The sequence below is a fragment of the Pseudomonas idahonensis genome, assembly GCF_037903935.1.
Classification (GTDB): domain Bacteria; phylum Pseudomonadota; class Gammaproteobacteria; order Pseudomonadales; family Pseudomonadaceae; genus Aquipseudomonas; species Aquipseudomonas danubii.
On sequence record NZ_CP149586.1, the window covers coordinates 3,909,477 to 3,926,515 of the forward strand.

General features: G+C 58.4%; 25 protein-coding genes. 1 reads left to right on the top strand and 24 read right to left on the bottom strand.

All coding sequences use genetic code 11. From position 1 onward, the window contains the following. Positions 1-49 precede the first annotated feature (49 nt). Genes WIN67_RS17660 through WIN67_RS17670 form a run of 3 tightly spaced genes read right to left on the bottom strand, consistent with a single transcriptional unit; the run spans position 50 to position 1,481 of the window. Positions 50-466, bottom strand: coding sequence for a phage tail terminator-like protein (locus WIN67_RS17660; RefSeq protein ID WP_229365173.1), 417 nt, complete (start codon positions 464-466; stop codon positions 50-52). Beyond that, positions 463-1,116, bottom strand: a complete 654-nt coding sequence (locus tag WIN67_RS17665) for a hypothetical protein (RefSeq protein WP_229365172.1) — start codon at positions 1,114-1,116, stop codon at positions 463-465. Before WIN67_RS17665 ends, WIN67_RS17660 begins: the two co-directional genes overlap by 4 nt. Then, positions 1,113-1,481, bottom strand: a complete 369-nt coding sequence (locus WIN67_RS17670; protein ID WP_339071724.1) for a hypothetical protein — start codon at positions 1,479-1,481, stop codon at positions 1,113-1,115. Before WIN67_RS17670 ends, WIN67_RS17665 begins: the two co-directional genes overlap by 4 nt. Before the next feature lie 25 nt (positions 1,482-1,506). Here WIN67_RS17670 and WIN67_RS17675 point away from each other — a divergent pair, with 25 nt between their 5' ends. Next, entirely contained in the window at positions 1,507-1,812 is a 306-nt protein-coding gene (locus WIN67_RS17675; RefSeq protein WP_339069630.1) for a hypothetical protein, read from the top strand. Here WIN67_RS17675 and WIN67_RS17680 read toward each other — a convergent pair whose 3' ends face one another. The 21 genes from WIN67_RS17680 to WIN67_RS31145 form a co-directional block, all read right to left on the bottom strand. After that, complete coding sequence (locus tag WIN67_RS17680) at positions 1,813-2,316, bottom strand: DnaT-like ssDNA-binding protein (protein WP_229365170.1); 504 nt, start codon at positions 2,314-2,316, stop codon at positions 1,813-1,815. A gap of 58 nt (positions 2,317-2,374) precedes the next feature. Next, complete coding sequence (locus tag WIN67_RS17685; RefSeq protein WP_339069633.1) at positions 2,375-2,965, bottom strand: hypothetical protein; 591 nt, start codon at positions 2,963-2,965, stop codon at positions 2,375-2,377. Positions 2,966-3,011: 46 nt separating this feature from the next. After that, positions 3,012-3,974 carry a major capsid protein gene (locus tag WIN67_RS17690; protein WP_229365168.1) on the bottom strand — a complete coding sequence of 321 codons (963 nt, stop codon included), beginning with the start codon at positions 3,972-3,974 and terminating at the stop codon, positions 3,012-3,014. Positions 3,975-3,986: 12 nt separating this feature from the next. Then, entirely contained in the window at positions 3,987-4,715 is a 729-nt protein-coding gene (locus WIN67_RS17695) for a hypothetical protein (RefSeq protein ID WP_229365167.1), read from the bottom strand. Between the two features lie 97 nt (positions 4,716-4,812). Further along, the gene (locus WIN67_RS17700) at positions 4,813-5,418 is read right to left on the bottom strand and encodes a hypothetical protein (RefSeq protein WP_229365166.1); all 606 of its coding nucleotides are present in this window, start codon (positions 5,416-5,418) and stop codon (positions 4,813-4,815) included. Between the two features lie 28 nt (positions 5,419-5,446). Next, on the bottom strand, positions 5,447-6,535 hold the full coding sequence (locus WIN67_RS17705; protein WP_229365165.1) for a minor capsid protein: 1,089 nt from the start codon (positions 6,533-6,535) through the stop codon (positions 5,447-5,449). Further along, a complete protein-coding gene (locus WIN67_RS17710) occupies positions 6,510-7,928 on the bottom strand; it encodes a DUF4055 domain-containing protein (protein WP_229365164.1) in 1,419 nt (472 codons plus the stop codon). The genes WIN67_RS17705 and WIN67_RS17710 overlap by 26 nt, the downstream gene beginning before the upstream one ends. Then, a complete protein-coding gene (locus WIN67_RS17715; RefSeq protein WP_339069637.1) occupies positions 7,925-9,412 on the bottom strand; it encodes a terminase in 1,488 nt (495 codons plus the stop codon). The genes WIN67_RS17710 and WIN67_RS17715 overlap by 4 nt, the downstream gene beginning before the upstream one ends. 3 nt (positions 9,413-9,415) lie before the next feature. Continuing rightward, positions 9,416-10,015, bottom strand: a complete 600-nt coding sequence (locus WIN67_RS17720; protein ID WP_339069639.1) for a hypothetical protein — start codon at positions 10,013-10,015, stop codon at positions 9,416-9,418. 179 nt (positions 10,016-10,194) lie between these two features. After that, positions 10,195-10,371, bottom strand: a complete 177-nt coding sequence (locus WIN67_RS17725) for a hypothetical protein (protein ID WP_339069640.1) — start codon at positions 10,369-10,371, stop codon at positions 10,195-10,197. 54 nt (positions 10,372-10,425) lie between these two features. Continuing rightward, positions 10,426-10,749 carry a phage holin, lambda family gene (locus tag WIN67_RS17730; RefSeq protein ID WP_011062053.1) on the bottom strand — a complete coding sequence of 108 codons (324 nt, stop codon included), beginning with the start codon at positions 10,747-10,749 and terminating at the stop codon, positions 10,426-10,428. 180 nt (positions 10,750-10,929) lie between these two features. Next, on the bottom strand, positions 10,930-11,280 hold the full coding sequence (locus WIN67_RS17735) for a hypothetical protein (protein ID WP_339069642.1): 351 nt from the start codon (positions 11,278-11,280) through the stop codon (positions 10,930-10,932). A 501-nt stretch (positions 11,281-11,781) separates the two neighbouring features. Then, a complete protein-coding gene (locus tag WIN67_RS17740) occupies positions 11,782-12,468 on the bottom strand; it encodes a hypothetical protein (RefSeq protein WP_339069644.1) in 687 nt (228 codons plus the stop codon). Then, positions 12,465-13,049 carry a recombination protein NinG gene (locus WIN67_RS17745; protein ID WP_339069646.1) on the bottom strand — a complete coding sequence of 195 codons (585 nt, stop codon included), beginning with the start codon at positions 13,047-13,049 and terminating at the stop codon, positions 12,465-12,467. Before WIN67_RS17745 ends, WIN67_RS17740 begins: the two co-directional genes overlap by 4 nt. After that, positions 13,043-13,369 carry a hypothetical protein gene (locus tag WIN67_RS17750; protein WP_339069647.1) on the bottom strand — a complete coding sequence of 109 codons (327 nt, stop codon included), beginning with the start codon at positions 13,367-13,369 and terminating at the stop codon, positions 13,043-13,045. Before WIN67_RS17750 ends, WIN67_RS17745 begins: the two co-directional genes overlap by 7 nt. Beyond that, positions 13,366-13,680 carry an NfeD family protein gene (locus tag WIN67_RS17755; RefSeq protein WP_339069649.1) on the bottom strand — a complete coding sequence of 105 codons (315 nt, stop codon included), beginning with the start codon at positions 13,678-13,680 and terminating at the stop codon, positions 13,366-13,368. Before WIN67_RS17755 ends, WIN67_RS17750 begins: the two co-directional genes overlap by 4 nt. Then, positions 13,677-14,144: a recombination protein NinB gene (locus WIN67_RS17760; protein ID WP_339069651.1), complete on the bottom strand. Its 468-nt coding sequence runs from the start codon at positions 14,142-14,144 to the stop codon at positions 13,677-13,679. The genes WIN67_RS17755 and WIN67_RS17760 overlap by 4 nt, the downstream gene beginning before the upstream one ends. A gap of 187 nt (positions 14,145-14,331) precedes the next feature. Continuing rightward, on the bottom strand, positions 14,332-14,898 hold the full coding sequence (locus tag WIN67_RS17765; protein WP_339069652.1) for a hypothetical protein: 567 nt from the start codon (positions 14,896-14,898) through the stop codon (positions 14,332-14,334). Continuing rightward, a complete protein-coding gene (locus tag WIN67_RS17770; RefSeq protein ID WP_339069654.1) occupies positions 14,895-15,668 on the bottom strand; it encodes a hypothetical protein in 774 nt (257 codons plus the stop codon). Before WIN67_RS17770 ends, WIN67_RS17765 begins: the two co-directional genes overlap by 4 nt. After that, entirely contained in the window at positions 15,658-16,623 is a 966-nt protein-coding gene (locus tag WIN67_RS17775; protein ID WP_339069655.1) for a phage replication protein, read from the bottom strand. The genes WIN67_RS17770 and WIN67_RS17775 overlap by 11 nt, the downstream gene beginning before the upstream one ends. A gap of 1 nt (position 16,624) precedes the next feature. Further along, the gene (locus WIN67_RS31145; protein ID WP_372859272.1) at positions 16,625-17,038 is read right to left on the bottom strand and encodes an HNH endonuclease; all 414 of its coding nucleotides are present in this window, start codon (positions 17,036-17,038) and stop codon (positions 16,625-16,627) included. Position 17,039 lies beyond the last annotated feature (1 nt).

Here is a 17,039-nt window from a genome sequence, read left to right on the forward strand (position 1 = left end):
AACAAAACCCGCTCAATGGCGGGTCTGTGGGGTTGCCCGATGGGCGGAATCAGTTGGTATCGGCGCGGTACTGGAAGGACACGGGCACGGTGTAGGTGGTGTCTCCCTGAATGCCTGGGCCCTGGTCTGGTGGTGTCATGGTGATCACTGTCAGGCCGCCCTTCTCACTTCGCTCATACAGCGGAAACAGCGCGCTGATCTCGTCAGCCAGGCCGCCGGCCGGACCGCGGTACTTGCCCGATGGCACTACTACGCTGGCCTGGAAGACGCCGGTGTACAACCGGTGATCGCCGCCCAGAGTGTTGCTCGCAGTATCCGCCGGCAGCGTGTAGGCACGGAGGTAGGTTTCTCCCTCCTTTGGCGTGTAGGCCTCGTTCTCAACCACCACCTTCAACGGCGGAACCCTGGCTTTCGCCCAGGCGATAACCCGGGCCTGGTAGATCGTGGCGATCACGTTATGGCTCATACCTGGTTGTTCCTGATGGCTTCGTCGACGATCTGCTGGAACCTGGCGAGCGTGATTCGAACCATGCCGCCGGGGGCCTGCTTGGAATGCCCGTACTCGAGCGGTACCGCATAAGGCAGGTTGTTCACGATGTAGGCTGTCTGGCCGGCGGTCAGCTGCCCTACCTGCAGCCGCAGCTTGGCCAGGGTCACACCTCCAGAAGGATCGACCTGATCCAGCGTGCCGTCGGCGGGTGTATCGATTGAGAACTGCCAGTTCCCCCGGAAGCGACCGCCGACATAGTCCTTGCCGGCCACCAGGCCGTTCACGCTGAAGTTCTGGTCGCGCTCGGTCTTGGTCAGGGGCTTTGCGTACTTCACGCCGCGGCGCAGTTTGCCGGCCTTGGTGAAGTTGCTTTCGTCCAGGTTGATCAGCGTGTTGCGCACCGAGACTTTGAAGTCGTAGTCGTCGGCTGCCCGCGTGCTGGCCGCACGGTGCGCCACGTTGGCAGCCCAGATCTCCGGGTTACCCACCGGTGACATGCGAATCACGCTGCTGCCGATCTCGATCACGATCTCGCGAAAGGTGGCGTCAATACCGGCCTGGGCCTGCTCGGCAAACTGGCGGATGTTCTCGGCGAAGCTGCCGTTCCTGCCCGCGTACCGGTTCATGACCGCACCTGCAGTTCGTACAGAATCGGCGTACCGGCTGGGCTGATCTCTTTCAGAGGCGGAATGATGGACCAAGTCCGCCCCTGAATGACCACCTTGTTCAGTAGATCAGGCGCCCACTCCAGCCCTTGGGCCGCGATCTTGAGCTTCTTGTCGCCCTGCTTGATGAGACTGTTGCTCTGGAACTCCAAGCCTGTGAAGTCGAGCAGGATGCCCTGAGCAGTTTGCTCGATGACAGTGTCAGGGCCGGCCGAGTCGGTATCAGGATCGTACTCGCCGGGCTTGATGTCGCGGATGGTTACGGGCTGGCCGAACTCGGAAATCATCTCAAGAGCAACCGCAGCCATCTCAAAGTAGAATGACACTTTAAGCCCCTCGCCAGGAATGAAAATGGATAATGCTGACATTGCTGAACGTCTTCGACTGGGAGGAGACGTTGTTGAACTCGCTACAGCAACGTTCTCTGCCGAAAAGCTAATTGTGAAAATAAGACTTCGGCAGGAGCTAGTTACTCTCCTTGAAAGCACATGTGCACAGAATTATCTGGAGCAAATATGCGACGACTTTGTTCATCGCTCCCAACCTTTTGATCACACCAAATTCAATGCGCTATGCAACTCAATAGCTCAAAGCACAGACGAGATGCTTTATGACGTATTCGGACAATATCTAGTGGATCATGCACAAAGGTACTGATTAGGAGCGTATGGCAAACAGCCCGCGCCGCTGCAAATAATCTGCAAACTGCGTAGCACTTGGCCGGTCCGGCGCCGCAGGCAAGAGCCTGTTGCTGGTGCACGGGATCGCCGCATACTGCCGCGTCACTGCACCCTCAACACGATCCAGCAGCACCGCACCCTTGCGCTTCTCCACCGGGTCGATATCGTCCAGATGAATCTCGGCAGCCAGGGCCATCTGGCCGTACTGAATCCGCGCCGGCAGGTAGTGATTTGGCTTGATCTCCTGATCCAACAGCACTTCCCGGCGCGGCCAGGCCAGAGCCTGTTCGCTGCTGGTCTTGCGGCCCTTCCAGGTCATGCCATCCATTGCCAGAGCCGCGCGGCGAAGCAAGGCTTCCTGGGCAGGCACCTCAGCGGGGATGACGACGCCGAACTTCACGGCGTACATGGCCAGGTCCTCGGCGGATGCGTAGCTTTCGGCGTCAGGCTTCCCGGTGCCGTCCTCGATGATGAGTGTCATGCGTCAACTCGCTGGAATTGGTGAAGATTGGCTGCCGGATCAACGGCAGCCAGCAGTATCAGGCCTTGGGCAGCTCAGCGATGAGCTTTTCAAGCGATTCCTTCGAGGCGTTGGCCCGATACTGCACGTTCGCGGCGTCAAGCTTGGCCTTGAGCGCCGCGATTTCACCAGCGTCGTCAGCTTGCGGCGCAGGTGCGACCTTCTTCAGAGCTTCGACCTCACCGCGCAGTGCGTCGACAGTCAGGAGCAAGCCATCGCGCTCAGCTGTCAGCTCGCCGACTGAGGCATGGATGATGCCCAGCGATTCAAACAGGCGGGTAGCCAGCTCGCCAGATCCGGGTTGCTGGATTTCGCCAGCATCCAGACCATCAAGCAGGAGAATGACCGCGCCATTTTCAGCTCGCAGCTTTGCAACTTCGTCTGCCAGCTCACCAGATGCCGGCGCCTTGACGCTTGGGGCAGGTACGGCCGAGGCCTCGACAACCGAAACATCAACACCTGCTGCCTCATAGGCAGCGACAATGTCCGGATAGTCGCCAACGACCACCACCGCCGTCGCATCGCGCTCAATGCCGCGAAACAGGCTTGCAGTCCGGTACCGCTTGTCCGGATCGAAGCCTTCAAGCTGGTTCGTGTAAATCAGTTCCATGGAAATCTCCGTAGCGGCCATTGCTGACCGCTTCCAGGGGCAGGTATCAACCACCAGCCGGTGGCGTAGGGGTCAGCGTAATCATCACGCCGGCGGTGACCTTGTTACTGTCCGCGTGCTTGGCCCAGTTGGCGGCTGAGCCTACAGCGGCCAGGGTTGGGTTGGCACCACCAGCAGACTCCTTCCAGCTGTACCCCAGAACATCGATGTTCACGGTGCCCTCGGCGCGGTAGCCGATGCCCAGGTTTTCTTCATCGTTCACAGGATACGAGCGGAAGCCCGGGGCCTGGGATTCGGTGATGACCACAGCATTCGGCAGCAGACCGAAGATCACGTCCGCAGGCGCAGTGTCGGTTACCAGTACGGGCTTACCGAGGGTGCCCGGCAGGCCGCCGTAGATCACAACGCCGGCTTCTTCGTAGACCTTGTTGGTGATGGCCTCGTCGACGATGTCGAAGTAGGCGCTGGAGTGCATGACCCACAAGACAATGCGGCCGAACTTGTCGCCGAACTTGCGCATGCCGCGGGTCAGGGTCTTTTTGCCGTCGGTTTCGATGTTGGCGGTGACCACCATGCCGGCGTTGGAGCCAATCGAGGCCCGCAGGGCAGCGGTGGCGTACTGGATGAAGCCTTCCAGGGTCGCATCAGCCACGTCGGCGCCGATGATCTGGGAGAACTCGTCCACCGGACGGCCGCGACGCTTGAACGCCTCTTCGGTGGTCTGGTACGGGCCGTACTTCCACGGAGCCTTGACGCCCACCGCCTCGCCGGCACCGATCTTCTTGGCGGTCACCTTGCCGGTGGAGTTGACGTCGCGGTGTTCCAGCGAGCCGCCGATCTTGTAGAAGGCACGCTTACGGAAGTCGCCCTCGATCAGCTCGTTGTCGAGGACGATCGCACCATTGGAGGATGCGTTGAACACGTCCAGGTTGTCCTGGACACGCTCCAGGTATGCGGTCTGCGCCTCATCGTTGTAGATGATCAGGTCGCTGTTAACAGTGGTTGGCATGGATGAATCCCCTTACTTGGGCAATGCGAGGTACGCGGTTTGGCCGTGCTTGCGCTGGTAGTCGCGCTTCTGCTCGGCAGTCATTTCGGAGCGCTTAAATGCAGCCTGGCCGCTACCCCCGCCCGGGGCTTGTGTACCTGAAGCCCTTGGCCACAGGTGAGGTGCGCTTTCGCGCAGAGACTCCGCCCATTCGAGCGGTGTCAGAGGGGTCTTGCCGTCCTTGCCTAGGATGATCTCGCCAGATTCATCAACGGCAACGGCTTCGCCCTCTTCGCTCAGGGTGAACACGCCTTTGGCGCGCAGAATGATGTCGTCGGTTGCTTCAGGGAGTGCGCCGGCCTTCAGTGCTGCGCCGCGTACAGAATCGCCCAGAACCTTGCCCTGGAATTTGGCGGCGAATGCCTCGGCCTTCTCGGCGCGCGCGGTGACAGTCTTCAGTTGCTTGTCGTAGTCGCCACGCAGGCGCTCGGTGCGGCGGTTGAATACTTCGTCCACCTTGCCTTCAGTCAGCAACTTGGTTTCTTCATCCTGGCCGGCACGACTCAGCAGTCCTTTGACCGCGTCGATATCGATGCCTTCGAACTGGGTTTCGAACTGGGTCAGCTTGCCGGTGGTTTCCTTCAGCTTGCCCAACAGCTCGGAGTTCTTGGTTTTTAACCCGGAAACGGATGCCTCAACAGCAGTCGCGATAGCGGCCTTGACTGCCGGGTTTTCCAGGTCGATTTCGTTTTCTTCTGCCACGTTGATGCACCCCTCGGGTATGTGTTGCCCGCTTTGCAGGCATAAAAAAACCCCGGCAATAGCCGAGGTTTGTGGGCTCTATTTTATAACTTTCGCGTTACTTTTTCGCTCGTAACGCTTTCCATTCGACTAACTGTCTCGCAATGGAAAGTTCCCAAGAGCCGAGGGTGGAACACACCGTGATTCTGGCGCTTGAGAAATCACCTCCATGCTCTCTTTGGAAGTAGTCACACACATCTTTTGCGCGCTGGAACTCCAATCGAATATCCGTGTTCTCGCCGTAATTCAGTTCGATAGGAAACCCGGCGCCTGCCGCACCAGCACTGAAAATTCTAAAGCCAGACTCGCCTGGATTGGCCCAGATTTTTGCGCTCTGTAATCTGACGGGTCGATTTCCAGCAGATACGACCTCAATCACAATATCTTTAGCGTCGTATAGTTCAGTTCCGTCAATTGCACTCACTAATCGACAGCTCAGTAACACCTTTTCGGCATTATCCCTGCGCTGCTTGTCAGCGATGACTAAGGCTGTAACCACAGCCGCGAAGGCTCCCAAACCTGAAAACCACTCTCCTACTGATCCCAGATCAAGCACATACCGATCTGCCGTTTCAGGATTCATGTGAATTGCAAAAAAGAACCCAGCAACTCCACCTAAAACCAGTCCAAGCCCCGCTAAAAACAGCGCCCATCCCTTTGCCATAAGTCACCCCATTAAATGCTGAGGCGGTTTATAACAATCCTGCCTGTTCAAAAGCCAGCGGTTCTAAACTCTTCATCTGTACCAGAGTCAACGGCGCGAAATTGCGATCGAGCTGCAGCTCTGCGAACCGCTCCACGGTCAATCCTCCCTCCCGGAACAACTTGCCCCGGACAGGCCCGATTGCCACGTCCTGAAACGCCGCAGGCTGCTGCTGAAGCCACTGGTAATAGTCCAGGCTTGCGCTGACCTGCTGGGGTCCGCCATCACCGACAGAGGCCCGGGTAGCGCCCTTGGCGAAAACCGCACTCAGCTTGGTGATGAGAACGAAGGTCGTCCGGCAGTTCGGGTGAAACGGCGGCCGGGGGCCGGAGTCCACCGGAAACCGCCGCTTATCCATCGATCGGCAGGTCTGGCTGGTCTTGCTGTCCAGCGTGGCGACCATCTCCACCTCGGACACTATGTCCGTGTTGGCCTTGGCCACCTCCATGCGCGCCTGGGAGGACACATGCTGAATTGCGGTGTGAACTACAGTGCTGGCATTGCGGCTAGTTGTGGCCAGAATGCCGTCCTTGTAGCCGGCCGCCTTGGTACCGCGGATGTTGCGGATGATCTGAAAGTTCGTCTGTCCTTCGAAGAAGCCCTGCCGGATCGTGCCTGTAACGCGTTCGCGCTCGGCAGTGGTCCAACCCTTGATGAAGGCCTTCAGCAGCTTCCCGCCACCGGTGCCGCGCACACTGAGCGGGTTTGTCAGGACTGCGGTGCGAACCGCAGCAACGGTAGGCGCCGCCACATCCAGCGATACGCCAACCGGCGCCGACCGGGCAAGGCTGGCGGCTTCGAACTCAGCCTCATAGTTGGCAATGTCTACCAGGTCGAGGTTCAGTTGCGTGCTGTAGCGGTCGAAGATGCCCAGCAGCAGGCTATCGACCTCCTTCAGCAGCGCTTCAAGGCGCTTGACGTTGTACTCGGTCAGGTCCGACCGGGTGAGCTGATCCCGGATCGAGCGATCAATCTCCTTGAGGAAGGGAGCAAACTTGCTCACCTCCCCCGCCTTCAGTTTCTCGAGAAAGACCGCGTGCCGGATCGTGGCGTCAAGGATTGCTTGGTTTGCCGCCATTTGGTTCGTCCTCGTCGTCCAGGCCCAGGCCGTCGCCCTGCTCCTGCAACTCGCCATCGATCTGCTGGTCCGTGCGTTCAGGAGCGATCAGCCCCAGCTTGCGCAAGTAGGCCCGCAGGTCAGCCTTCGCGAACCCGCCGTTCTGCCAGAGCCCGACGAGCGCGGTGATCATCTGCGGATCTGCTGTCAGTTCCACGAACTCTTGGTTGACCTGGTAGGCGACCTTCTTGTCGGTGATGCCCATGTAGGAACAGCACCACATGAGCGCCCGGGTGTAAGCCTCACTGACGTTGGCCACGCATCCGGCGAGGACCGAAGTCGATGCAGACTGATCGCCGCGGGCCTCGGTTGCGGTCTTTGACGACAGAGACGCTACGACCATGCGAGCGCCCAACTCGATCATCATCTGGTTCTTGTCGGCCATGGCCTCCTTGACCAGCGTGTTCGGTTCCGGCTGCGCATAACCAAACTCACCACCAACCGGCAGCAGCATCGGGGCACGAGAGCCGACGTAAACGCCCTTTTCCTCCAGCAGCTTCACCCACTGCTCGGTCAAACCTGAGATCCACGGCTGGGCCTGGCCGCACCAGAAGACGCTGTCCTCATAGTCAGCGCTGTTTCGGTAGTGCCCCAAGTTGATCATGGCGATGTCGTAGAGCGGCGACTCGTCGATGCTTGGGTCGTTGTTCTGCGCGCCGACGAAAGTAAACGGGATCTCTTTCAACCGTCCGGTGATACCTTCCGGCCTGAACTCTTCAACGACAGCCAGCGGACCGCCGCCTTTCGGGCCAGATCGACGCCAGACCCGGCAGACGAAGCCTTCGGGCTCCAATGCCAACTCTCGATACTGCTCAATCACCTTGAAGCCGAAGCCGTCTTCTTCCTCCGGTGCCTCTCGAAGCACAACCAGGGTTAACACACTGTGGCCATTCACCATCCCGGTGCGCCAGTTGATGATGTCTTCAGCGCAGTAGGACAGGATCACCGCGTGGCCACCGATACCGTCGTCCTGGTGATAGTCGACATAGAGGCCGTGTCTTCCGGCTTCCAGCACCTTCTCAAGCGTGCCCTGGGAGTGCTGATAGATGCTTACCCCGGAGCCGTTGGCGTTGTCCTGCAGGTACTCCAGCTTCTTCGATACCACCAGTGTCGGGTCTTTGTGAAACGCCAGGCCCAGCAACCCATTTCGGGTGTGCCCGGTGGCGTTCTTGAACACTGCGCGCTCGCGATAGGCGCGGTTCCGGTCTTGGTTCTCCGGCGACTTGTCGTGTGCATTTATGTACGGAAGCCGGTCGACAACCCGGTGCTGACCGGCACAGACGTCGCGGACTGTCGCCCAGCGGGCCAGCGCATCAATGTAGTCCGCCCGTTTGAAAGAGACGTCGTTGCTCATCGGGCGTATCCCATTTTTATAGAGGTGGCCAGCTTCCTGGCGCTCTTCGCTACAGCGAAGTACCGGAATCCGTCGGAACCGTGAGAGGTCCAGTCGTGAAGCGGTTTGTCTTTCCAGCAGCCGCGCTTGTCGTCCCACTCCTTTCGGTAGTTTTCAAGACAGCCGATCCCTTCTTCACACCTGGCCTCGTCGAATACGCATCTCGGCAGGATTTCGCGAACCTGTTCAATGCCGTCGTTGACGCCAAGCTTTGGGACAACCTCGAAGGTCATGCTGTATTTCTCGCCGTCGATGTCGTAGCCCTCACGGGCCAGCTCTCGTCGGGTCTTAGCGTCACTACCGAACTCGCGGTTATCGATGTCGTGCGGCCCCCAGTGCTCGGAGTAGGTGTAACCCTTATCCTTCAGCACCTTCATGTAGTGCCGCAGGCCCTCGCCAGAGTTCTCGTAGTAGTCGATGACGTGGTACTGCTCGCCAACCTTGCGCACAAACCAGATGGCCGTGGAGTCGCCGACGCCGATGTCCCAGAAAGTCATCACCGGCAAGTGGCTGTTGTCTGGTATCGAGCCGATGCGCTGAGCGGCATACAGCTTGGTGAACTGCTGGGCGTAGTACGCACCCTCAATCGACTGCTGGAATGCTTCAGCCGGTATCGACGGGTACTCCCGTTTCATGTCGTCGCCGAGGGTCTTCTCCTTGGCGCTGTACCAGGCGCGCTGGCCTGGGTTGGTGACAATGCCGTGCTTGGCAGCCAGCTCGTCGAAATACTTGGTCAGACGATCCGGGATCGTGACGTCGGTCGAGTCGAGCCAATACAGCGGATTACGCCACCAACTGAAGAAGAAGAACTTCCAGTCCAGCAGGCCCAGGGGCACGCCGGCCAGTTGCTGCTTCTCGGCAGACTGGCTGTAGTCGAAGAAGTACCCGGCCCAGCCCTCAGCCGTCGATTCGATGGTAACAAAGCACTCAGCGGCCACAGCCTCGAAAGCACCAGTGACAATCTCACGGGCCTTGTGCGGGAACTTGGCGCAGATCTTCCCGAACTCGGACACATGCAGGTAGCGCAGCGTCCCGCCCCGGAAGGAGGTCGACACGTACAACGACCCGCCCTTACTGAACACCAGCTCGCCCGCGGCATCGTTGCGCGCAGGGTTGGCCGCGCGGATCTCTTTCGGCAGGTTGTCGTAGGCGTACTTCACCTTTTCCCGGAACAGGCGCTTGGCGTCGTTCAGGGTATGGGCGATCAAGGCGCACTTGGCGGCCTCAAACAGCGCGGCATCCAGCTGGACGACGCAGACCAGAGTGGTAAATCCCAGCTGCCGGGCCTTGAGGATGATGTTGCGGGTGTGCATCCCCTGGAAGTAATCGACCTGCTCCTGCGTCATGCGGAAGCGGACCTTCTTGCCCTGCTTGTCCGTGATGAAGTAGAGGTTGTTCAGCCGCCAGAACCGATCCCGGAGCAATTTCAGGTGCTCGGGTTTCATGGGTCAGGCTTCCTTCGATAGTTCATCCATCAACTTGGACAGTTCGTCCGCTTCGTCAGTCTTCTCCTTCTCGTCCAGGCCGAATGCCTGACGCTCGAGCACCTGGAGGTTCTTCATAGCCGAGGACAACTGGAAAAGGGTTTTGGCATTGCTGGGCAGGGCCACGGCTGCAAACATCGAGCTACGACGAAAGCCACTCTCATCATCGGCAGTCTCTTCAGCGATGGCGTCCTCGATCTCTTCGCGGCGCTTGATCGTGGTGAACAGGTCATCCATCAGCAGGTTCGCAATATTCGTGGCCTTGCGAATATCACGGCGGTGACTGCGAACAACCTGTGCGCCTTCCTCCGCGGCCTCCTCAATGATTTCTGCATCAAGTTCGCGGTTCGCGCCTTGGTCGTTGCGAACCTCTCCGCGAACCAGCTTGCTGCGAACCTCTTTCCGCACCTGCTCAGAAAGGTCTCTCGCCCATCCCAGGGCCTTGGCCTTCTTTCTGATTGCGGTATCGCTCACGCCTTGGCGCTCAGCGATGGTTCTGATGGAAAGCGCGCCGGCCCGGTAGGCTCGTTCGATCGCCTCCCAGTCGGGTTGCTTGGTGGTCATTGTGTAGCCTCAGGGCTGAGCATTTAGTAAGGGTGGGGGGTAAAAGCACCTAGTTGGATGGAACGCTTTTTATAGGTCCTGATAATGGGTATCGAATCCTCCAACTACAGGAAATCGATAATGAAGCCATTCCCTCGAGCAATCATCTTCATCACTCTGGCACTACTCCCGAACTCAACTCAGACTTCCAGTGACAGCTTGATAGAGGCCAGAATCACGCCAAGGGCCGCAGACTGGGACGACTTGGCCAGCTCAACCACTAGGGCCTCAACCCGCGCGACCTCGGCCTGCTCCTCGGGCGTCATGTCACTGACCATGCCCTTGATCTGGTAATACTCGGCGCTGATGGTGCTCATGGGGCGTTCCTCATTTGGCGCCACGATTTGGCGCATTCGAAAACGTGGCGCGGATCAGCCCTCAGCCTTGCGGCTCATGAACCGATCGGAGTAGTCCCGCAGCTTCTCTACTCCAACAAAGCCGACCATGCAGCCAGCGAAGGTGGCCAGGTTGGCCGGGAGCGTGAAGTACTCAAGCAGAGGGATCAGACTGGAGCCGATCAGGCCGCAGATGACAGCTTCCAGCACCATCTTGCGACCACTACCACCGCCATAGATCACGCGGAAAACGGCAACAATGGCAGCCGTACCACCTGCATAGATCTGTGGCTGATGCACAGCAAACCATGCCAGTGCTGCCGCCCACAGGTCAGGGTTCTTTTCTGGCATGTTGGACATACTCGATTCCTCCCTTTCGGGGAGAGTGATAGTGGTTAGAGGATGCAATAAAAAAGGCCCACCGAAATGGTGAGCCCTTGAGAGTTAAGGGTGCAGCTACGGCACATTACAACTTCAGTGCGGAATGCCACCAAAGCTCAGAAAGAGCCAAGCATAAGCTCAGCCCTTGCTGAAAAACACTTAGTTCAAAATGTCCCAAGTGAGGGCGATAGCTGAGCTACCAGCATCATCGCCAACCACCCACAAACCTTGGCCCGCAGGAATAAACAATGGGTAAGGCATAAATGCCTCGTAGCTTTGGCCTGGTGATGTTGTATTGCCGTTTGCACCAAAGATGATGGCCTGGCTGATATCGGTGATCCCGGTCGGCGTCTTGGGGCCCGCAATGACGTTGATAGTCCCCTTACCCGACGCAATACACGACGTACGGATCACCACACCAGCAACGTTCTGTGCTGGGGCTACGATCTGAACCACCCCCTTGAGAGGGCTGATGGTAGTGTAGTTTTTGCCAATTTTTACTTCGTCCATTTTCTCACCTTTGTGTCGAATGATTACTTGCGGAGGATTCCGCTTTCATGTCGCTCACAGGCGATGGCTCGAAGCTCATGGCTTTCACTCGATCCAAGAGCTCAGTACCAGCAGCAAGCTGGCTTTCGCTACTTAGGAACACGAGGAGTGGGATCACTATCTCAGCAAAATACTGTACATGCAAACAGTATTTTGTGCGCTATTCCCCATCCCTACAAATCTCAATCTACCGATAACGTTCCCGGCGCCGACGCCCTATCCCATCGATCGCGTCACTCCACAAGCATGTGAGGTCAGAGTACGCGTGCTGCCGGCGTTGATTCCGTACGTCGCACTATCCGGCTATTGATCTCCAGGCTATCCCGAGAGCCAACCTGGCTACAGGTGAAATAGGAGTAATAAAAAACCCGGCGCTTGGCCGGGTTTAGTGTGTCGTGTGCGTTTCGCGTTACTTGTGCACTATGGGAAAAGTACGCACAAAACCCCACCATGTCAATATCTTTATGCCGCTCTTTCGTCATTTTCCGAGTGAATCACCTGCCAGATCGGCTGCTGAGCCTGAATATCCACTTCCTTGATCACTTCTTTCAGTGATTCCCATAAGGCGAGCCAGTCACGACTCCAATGCTTAGGCTCGATGGTGACACCGAAGAACGCCTTCATCTCAGAGGCAACCCGGGCCGGCCCCCACTCTGCCGCGCCGTGCGCCTCACCCTTGTAGGACTGCAGGGCCAGGGTTACCAAGTATTGAGCCTTCACACGCTTGGCCGAGGTCAGGTCTGGCAACTGAGCCTTGGCGGTGACCAACAGCACCGCGTTCAGCAGGTGCCGCATGTTCATTGCCGGGTGGTACAGGTAGTGCCCGAACTGCTGCACCTGGAACGGCAGCGTATCGATGGCGCGCAGAACCTTACCGATCGTGGCCAAGTGGGCAGCGCGGGCTGTGGACCGGCCAATCGGCGTGCGGCGTGTCTCGCTGATGCTGATGCGCTGCCCAGGTACAGCAAAGCGCGCCGCCTCTTCCCCTTTGTCACTGCCCAGCGCCGGGAACTGTGCCTCGCGCTTACCGATACGGCCACCAGTCTTCACCGGAGCAGACTCCGCCCGCTCAATTGCCACAGCGCTGATCGACGCGTTCGATTCGTGCTGAGCCTCTGTCCATACCTGCCTTGCGTTGATCAGCTTCATGCTGCGATCCCCTTCTTCAGTTCTTTGATCTTTTCGCGGTAGTCGGCCTTGATGGCCTTGATCTCTTCGATGGTGTACTTGCGTGCTGGATGTGGCCCTTCCAGCCACTCCAGTTTCTCGGCGCCGATTCGCTGCAGGAGCGAAAGCCGGTAATTCACCAAGTTGCCGGACAGGTGCGTGTTACATGGGGCGCACTGTTTCCAGACGTTCAAGGGCTCGAAGCGGATTTCTGGGTTCGCGCCTACGGTGCGGTAATGGCCGGCGTGGTACTGGCCGTCGTGGTGCCGTCCGCAGCTGACGCAAGGGAGATCAGCGTCGCGCAGGCGTACCCATTCGTTAAACACGGCCTGGGCTTCTCGGAGGTGGTCCGCCCTACTCTTCAGCTTCTCCTTGCGGACCTTGATCTCCCGGCGCTGGACCTGGGCCAGCGACTTCCGCGCCTTCTCCTGGTTCACTTCCTTGATCGCCAAGCCGCAGGGGTAGCTGCACACGACCTGCCCCAGGCGCTGCGGGACGAACTTCTCTCCGCATGCTGGGTTCTTGCAGGTCTTGGGCCTGGGTTGCTTGGCAGCGATCACCATTTCAGCTCCTTAATCGACCCGAAGTCGAAGTCAGGAAGATCACAGACCCCATTGAGGTAATCCGTCATGACTTTTACATCAGACTCGTCACAAGCACCCGGCCCAGACTGCCAGCAGTGAAACGGATCGGTGTTTGGCATCGCTCCGTAACAGCTCACGCCATAGCGGCAGTACATCCCGTCACTGACAACGCCAACACGAGCCTTCCCCTTGTCGAAGTACACGATGTAGTGGTGGCGGCCCTCAGTGCGAACCAGCTTCGCTTTCTTGCGGTTGCTGCGCTTGATCCACTTCTGGATATCTTCGTTGTAGATGGTCATGCCACCACCTCCTTGGCTTTCTGCTGCTCAGGAGAAAAGTCGCCGCGCAGGGGCATAAGATTTTCCTCTGCACATAGACAGACATCACTTGGAGCAACGCGACCATCGCCGAACACGGTGATAAGGCCATCCCCTTTTACTATCCAAGAGTCCTTGCCTTTAGCGAGCCAATGACGACCATCGAATCTAATGTGCTCTCCACCTGGGGCCTTGTGGACAAGCTCCACAGTTCTTCCAATTAAGTCGCGGCCAGCTTCGGTGATCGCCCCGATGATCAGCGCCAGGTCGCCCGGCTTGAATTGATGGCTCATGCGGCTTGCTCCCACTGCTCGGGCATCTGGCCCTTTGGCTCGCTCCAGATCACGCCCTTCTCGGCGCCGAAGACATACATGCACTCGATCACGTCGCCAAGCTCGGCTACGGTCATGCGCTTGGTGCTCTCCCCGAGCATCACTACCCCTCCGTTGATACCCTGGGCCATGCGGATCTCCTGGCGGGCTGCAGCGGTCATCAGCGCCTTCCAGTCCTCACTGTCGAGCTTCTGCATGATCCCGTTGACCGGCCATTCGACTTGGCGGGAGATGTCGCCAAGCATTGCCCAGAGCTTGGCGTTCTGGTCCAAGGTGCGCCGGGACTTCACTGGGCGGACGATAATCTCGACGGCGCCGATGGCCGATAGCTCGGTTGCGAAGAGGTATGCAAGCTTGAACACGTCGCGGATTCGGGCCGGCCCCGACGACCAGAAGTGGCGAGGTTTATGAATGATGTTCGTCATGGCTTCCCGTCTCCGCATTTTGGACACCACCAAATGCCCATTCCTGGCTCATCCTTGGATGGAGTGAATCCTTCAGCTTCTTGTGGTTCGGAAAAGACTGTTCCGCCTTGCGCAGGATGACTGTGCCGCCCCAGGCCATAGATCGGAAAACATGGAACGCCATCAGGATTAGTGCAGTATTCGCAACTCATGGCTGCTCTCCCTTGGACAGGGCGGAGCGGTATCCGGCAACCTCGGCCATGTCTCGGTCGTAGTCACGGCGCGTCACAGGGTGCATGTCCTCAGGCTGCTGGCCGGCGAACTTCTGGAGCATTTCCCCGTGCAGTGAGTCAGCGCACTCGGACAGAGCCTTGCGCAGCGCCTCGTTCTCAGTTTGGAACCGCTGATATGCATCCCTGTAGGTCTTCACGTCGATTGCTTTGAACTCAAGAGCGCCCTCAAGCCGCTCGTTATAGGCCTTGAGCTGGGCGATGCTCGCTTCCTGTCTGCGGATGCGCGATGCCGCCGCCAGAAGAACAATGGCGAATGGATCGTTGTCGCCATGGTCCGAGTTTTCCTGAAACGCCTGGGCGTTATCGACCAGCTCCTTGATCAGGTCTTCAGCCAGCCAGTCGTGCGGACCTTTAAAAGCCTGGTTCTCGGCGATCAGGGCCACGACGCCATCAGCAAGAGCCTTGTGGTTTTCGTCGCCACAGAAACGTCGATCCGTCAGCACACGATCTACTAGCCGCTTCAGTTCGGTGTAGTCAGTCATGGCCGTTGCTCCAATTCCTGCGCCTGCTTGACCAGCAGAGCCCGTCGATCAGCCAATTCGTTGGCCGCTTTAATCCGCATTTCGAGTTTTTTCTCTGCACTGGCGCTGCGCATTTCCATCATCGAGCTCTTCACCAGCTCAAGCTTCTTGCGGAGCGCGGGCTTTGGCCGGGTTACGTGCCCAGTCAGCAGTCCAGCAATGGCGCGTCCGTCTTCGGTAACCGGCTCGACACTCAGGTCCGCCAGGTACTTCTGGGCGTGTTCGCGCGGGATGCGTTTCAGCTCAATCGCTTTGGTCACAGCCTGGATGCGACGGTTCGCGTCGAAGCCAACAGACACGTGCCAGTTGACTGGCTTCGCATCCTCGCGGGCCTGACTCACGAACCGCTGGTAGGCGTCGATGAACGCCATACGTGCGCCGATTTTGTCGCCGCCATCCAAGATGGGCTTCGCCGCAGCCAGGGCCAGCTGGATCTCGTCGGTCAGCACCACGGTTTCGAACTCGTCGTTCGTGGTCATGGCAATGGCCCAAGCCTCATCCTTTCCCGGGCGCCCATCGGCCGATTGGGCATGCTTCAGAATCGAAGCAACCGTGAGTCGACCACCTTCGATACGGCAGCTGCGAAGCGCTGCAGTAAGCACGGGCTCGGTGTATTCGCGCAGATCCTCGACCATCAACAGTGCTGCAGCCTGGGTGAGCTGCTGCCCCATCACCTCAGCAGTGGCAAACAGGGACAGGAGCAGTCGTTCTTGCTGTGCGTCATTCAGCATGGGCTGCAGCCCTCTTGGCTCGGAGCGCTTCAAGGGCCTGCTCGGCGGCGCTGAAGTTGGTTTGGGTCTGCTCGATCTGCCGAGCCGTGGTCCCGTTCATCTGGCGATTGGTGACCCACTGGGTGTGGTAGCTCTCGGCGTTGACCAGCAGCTCGTTGAGGCTGTGGCACTTGCGCACGACTCCGGCATCGCTGTTCTTCAGGAAGTGAGCCGCAACGTGGTGGGCGACATCGGCGCCGAGGCGGTCGACCAGCTGGCCGAGCTGGCCACCGACCTTGGCATTCCACACCGGCCAAGTGCTGTAGCGCTTGCGGTAGGCCATGGCGTAGTTCGCCCAGGCCTTGAAGGTTTTGCAGGTCTGGTCTTTCGGGCCCGGCATGTCGGCGGGAATTTCGACTCGGGGTACTTCGATGCGATCAAGCACCACCAACCCACCGGATACGGCCGGCTCTTCGGAGCCGCCGTTCAAGTCCTGACTGGTATCCTGATTAGTACCCTGATGATTGGTATCCTGATTTGTCGGATTTTTTTCCGACCCTTGCTCGGATTTATTTCCGACCTTGCTCGGAGATTTTTCCGAGGTAGATCGGATTTTTTTCCGACCTTTGTTTTCTGCTGGGGTCGGATATTTTTCCGACCCATCAAGCTTCTGGTTCCATTCGACAGCCTTTTCGGTCAGTCGGAAAAGCGTGATGTTAGAAGTGCTGGAAAGCTCGATTAAACCAGCCTCTTCCAGGGCCTTCAGCATGCGATAGGCAGTGTCTGGCTTGTCGGTGAGCAGCGGCAGTTCCTCAATGATCTTGGCCTTGCTCAGCGCGAAGAAGATCCCGTCGTCAGTCTTGACCGGTTTGGTCCAGCTCGGGCAGCCGTAGATAAAGGCGAACAGCAGGGCCTGCTGAGAGTTCAGCCCCCACTCAAGCGCCTTCACCTGGTTGATCGTGATGGTGAACTGCATTTCAGGCCTCCGCCGATCCGCGGAAATCAATGACCTTCACGCCCTTCCAGCTATTACAGCTGGCACAGAGTGTTTGGAGATTCTCTAAAACGGCCTCCCCGCCCAAGCTTTCAGGGTAAATGTGATCAGCCCGCAAGTTTCTGTGATCGCCACAGCGCAGGCAGCGATACAGGTCGCGCTCGAAAACCTGGGTTCTTATGGATTGGCCGATAACAGCTTTTTTAGGCCTTGGCGCCTCCTCGTTCGGCCAGGTAAGCCAGGTACCGCCATGCTTCTTGCTATAGGCGTTCGCAATTCGTTCGGCGCACTCTCCGCAGACAGAGGCACCTGGCACCTCAAGGGAATAGCAGTACATGGCGTTGCGAGCTTCCTGGCTGGAGTCGCCACATACTGGGCATGAAGTCGTAGGCACCATG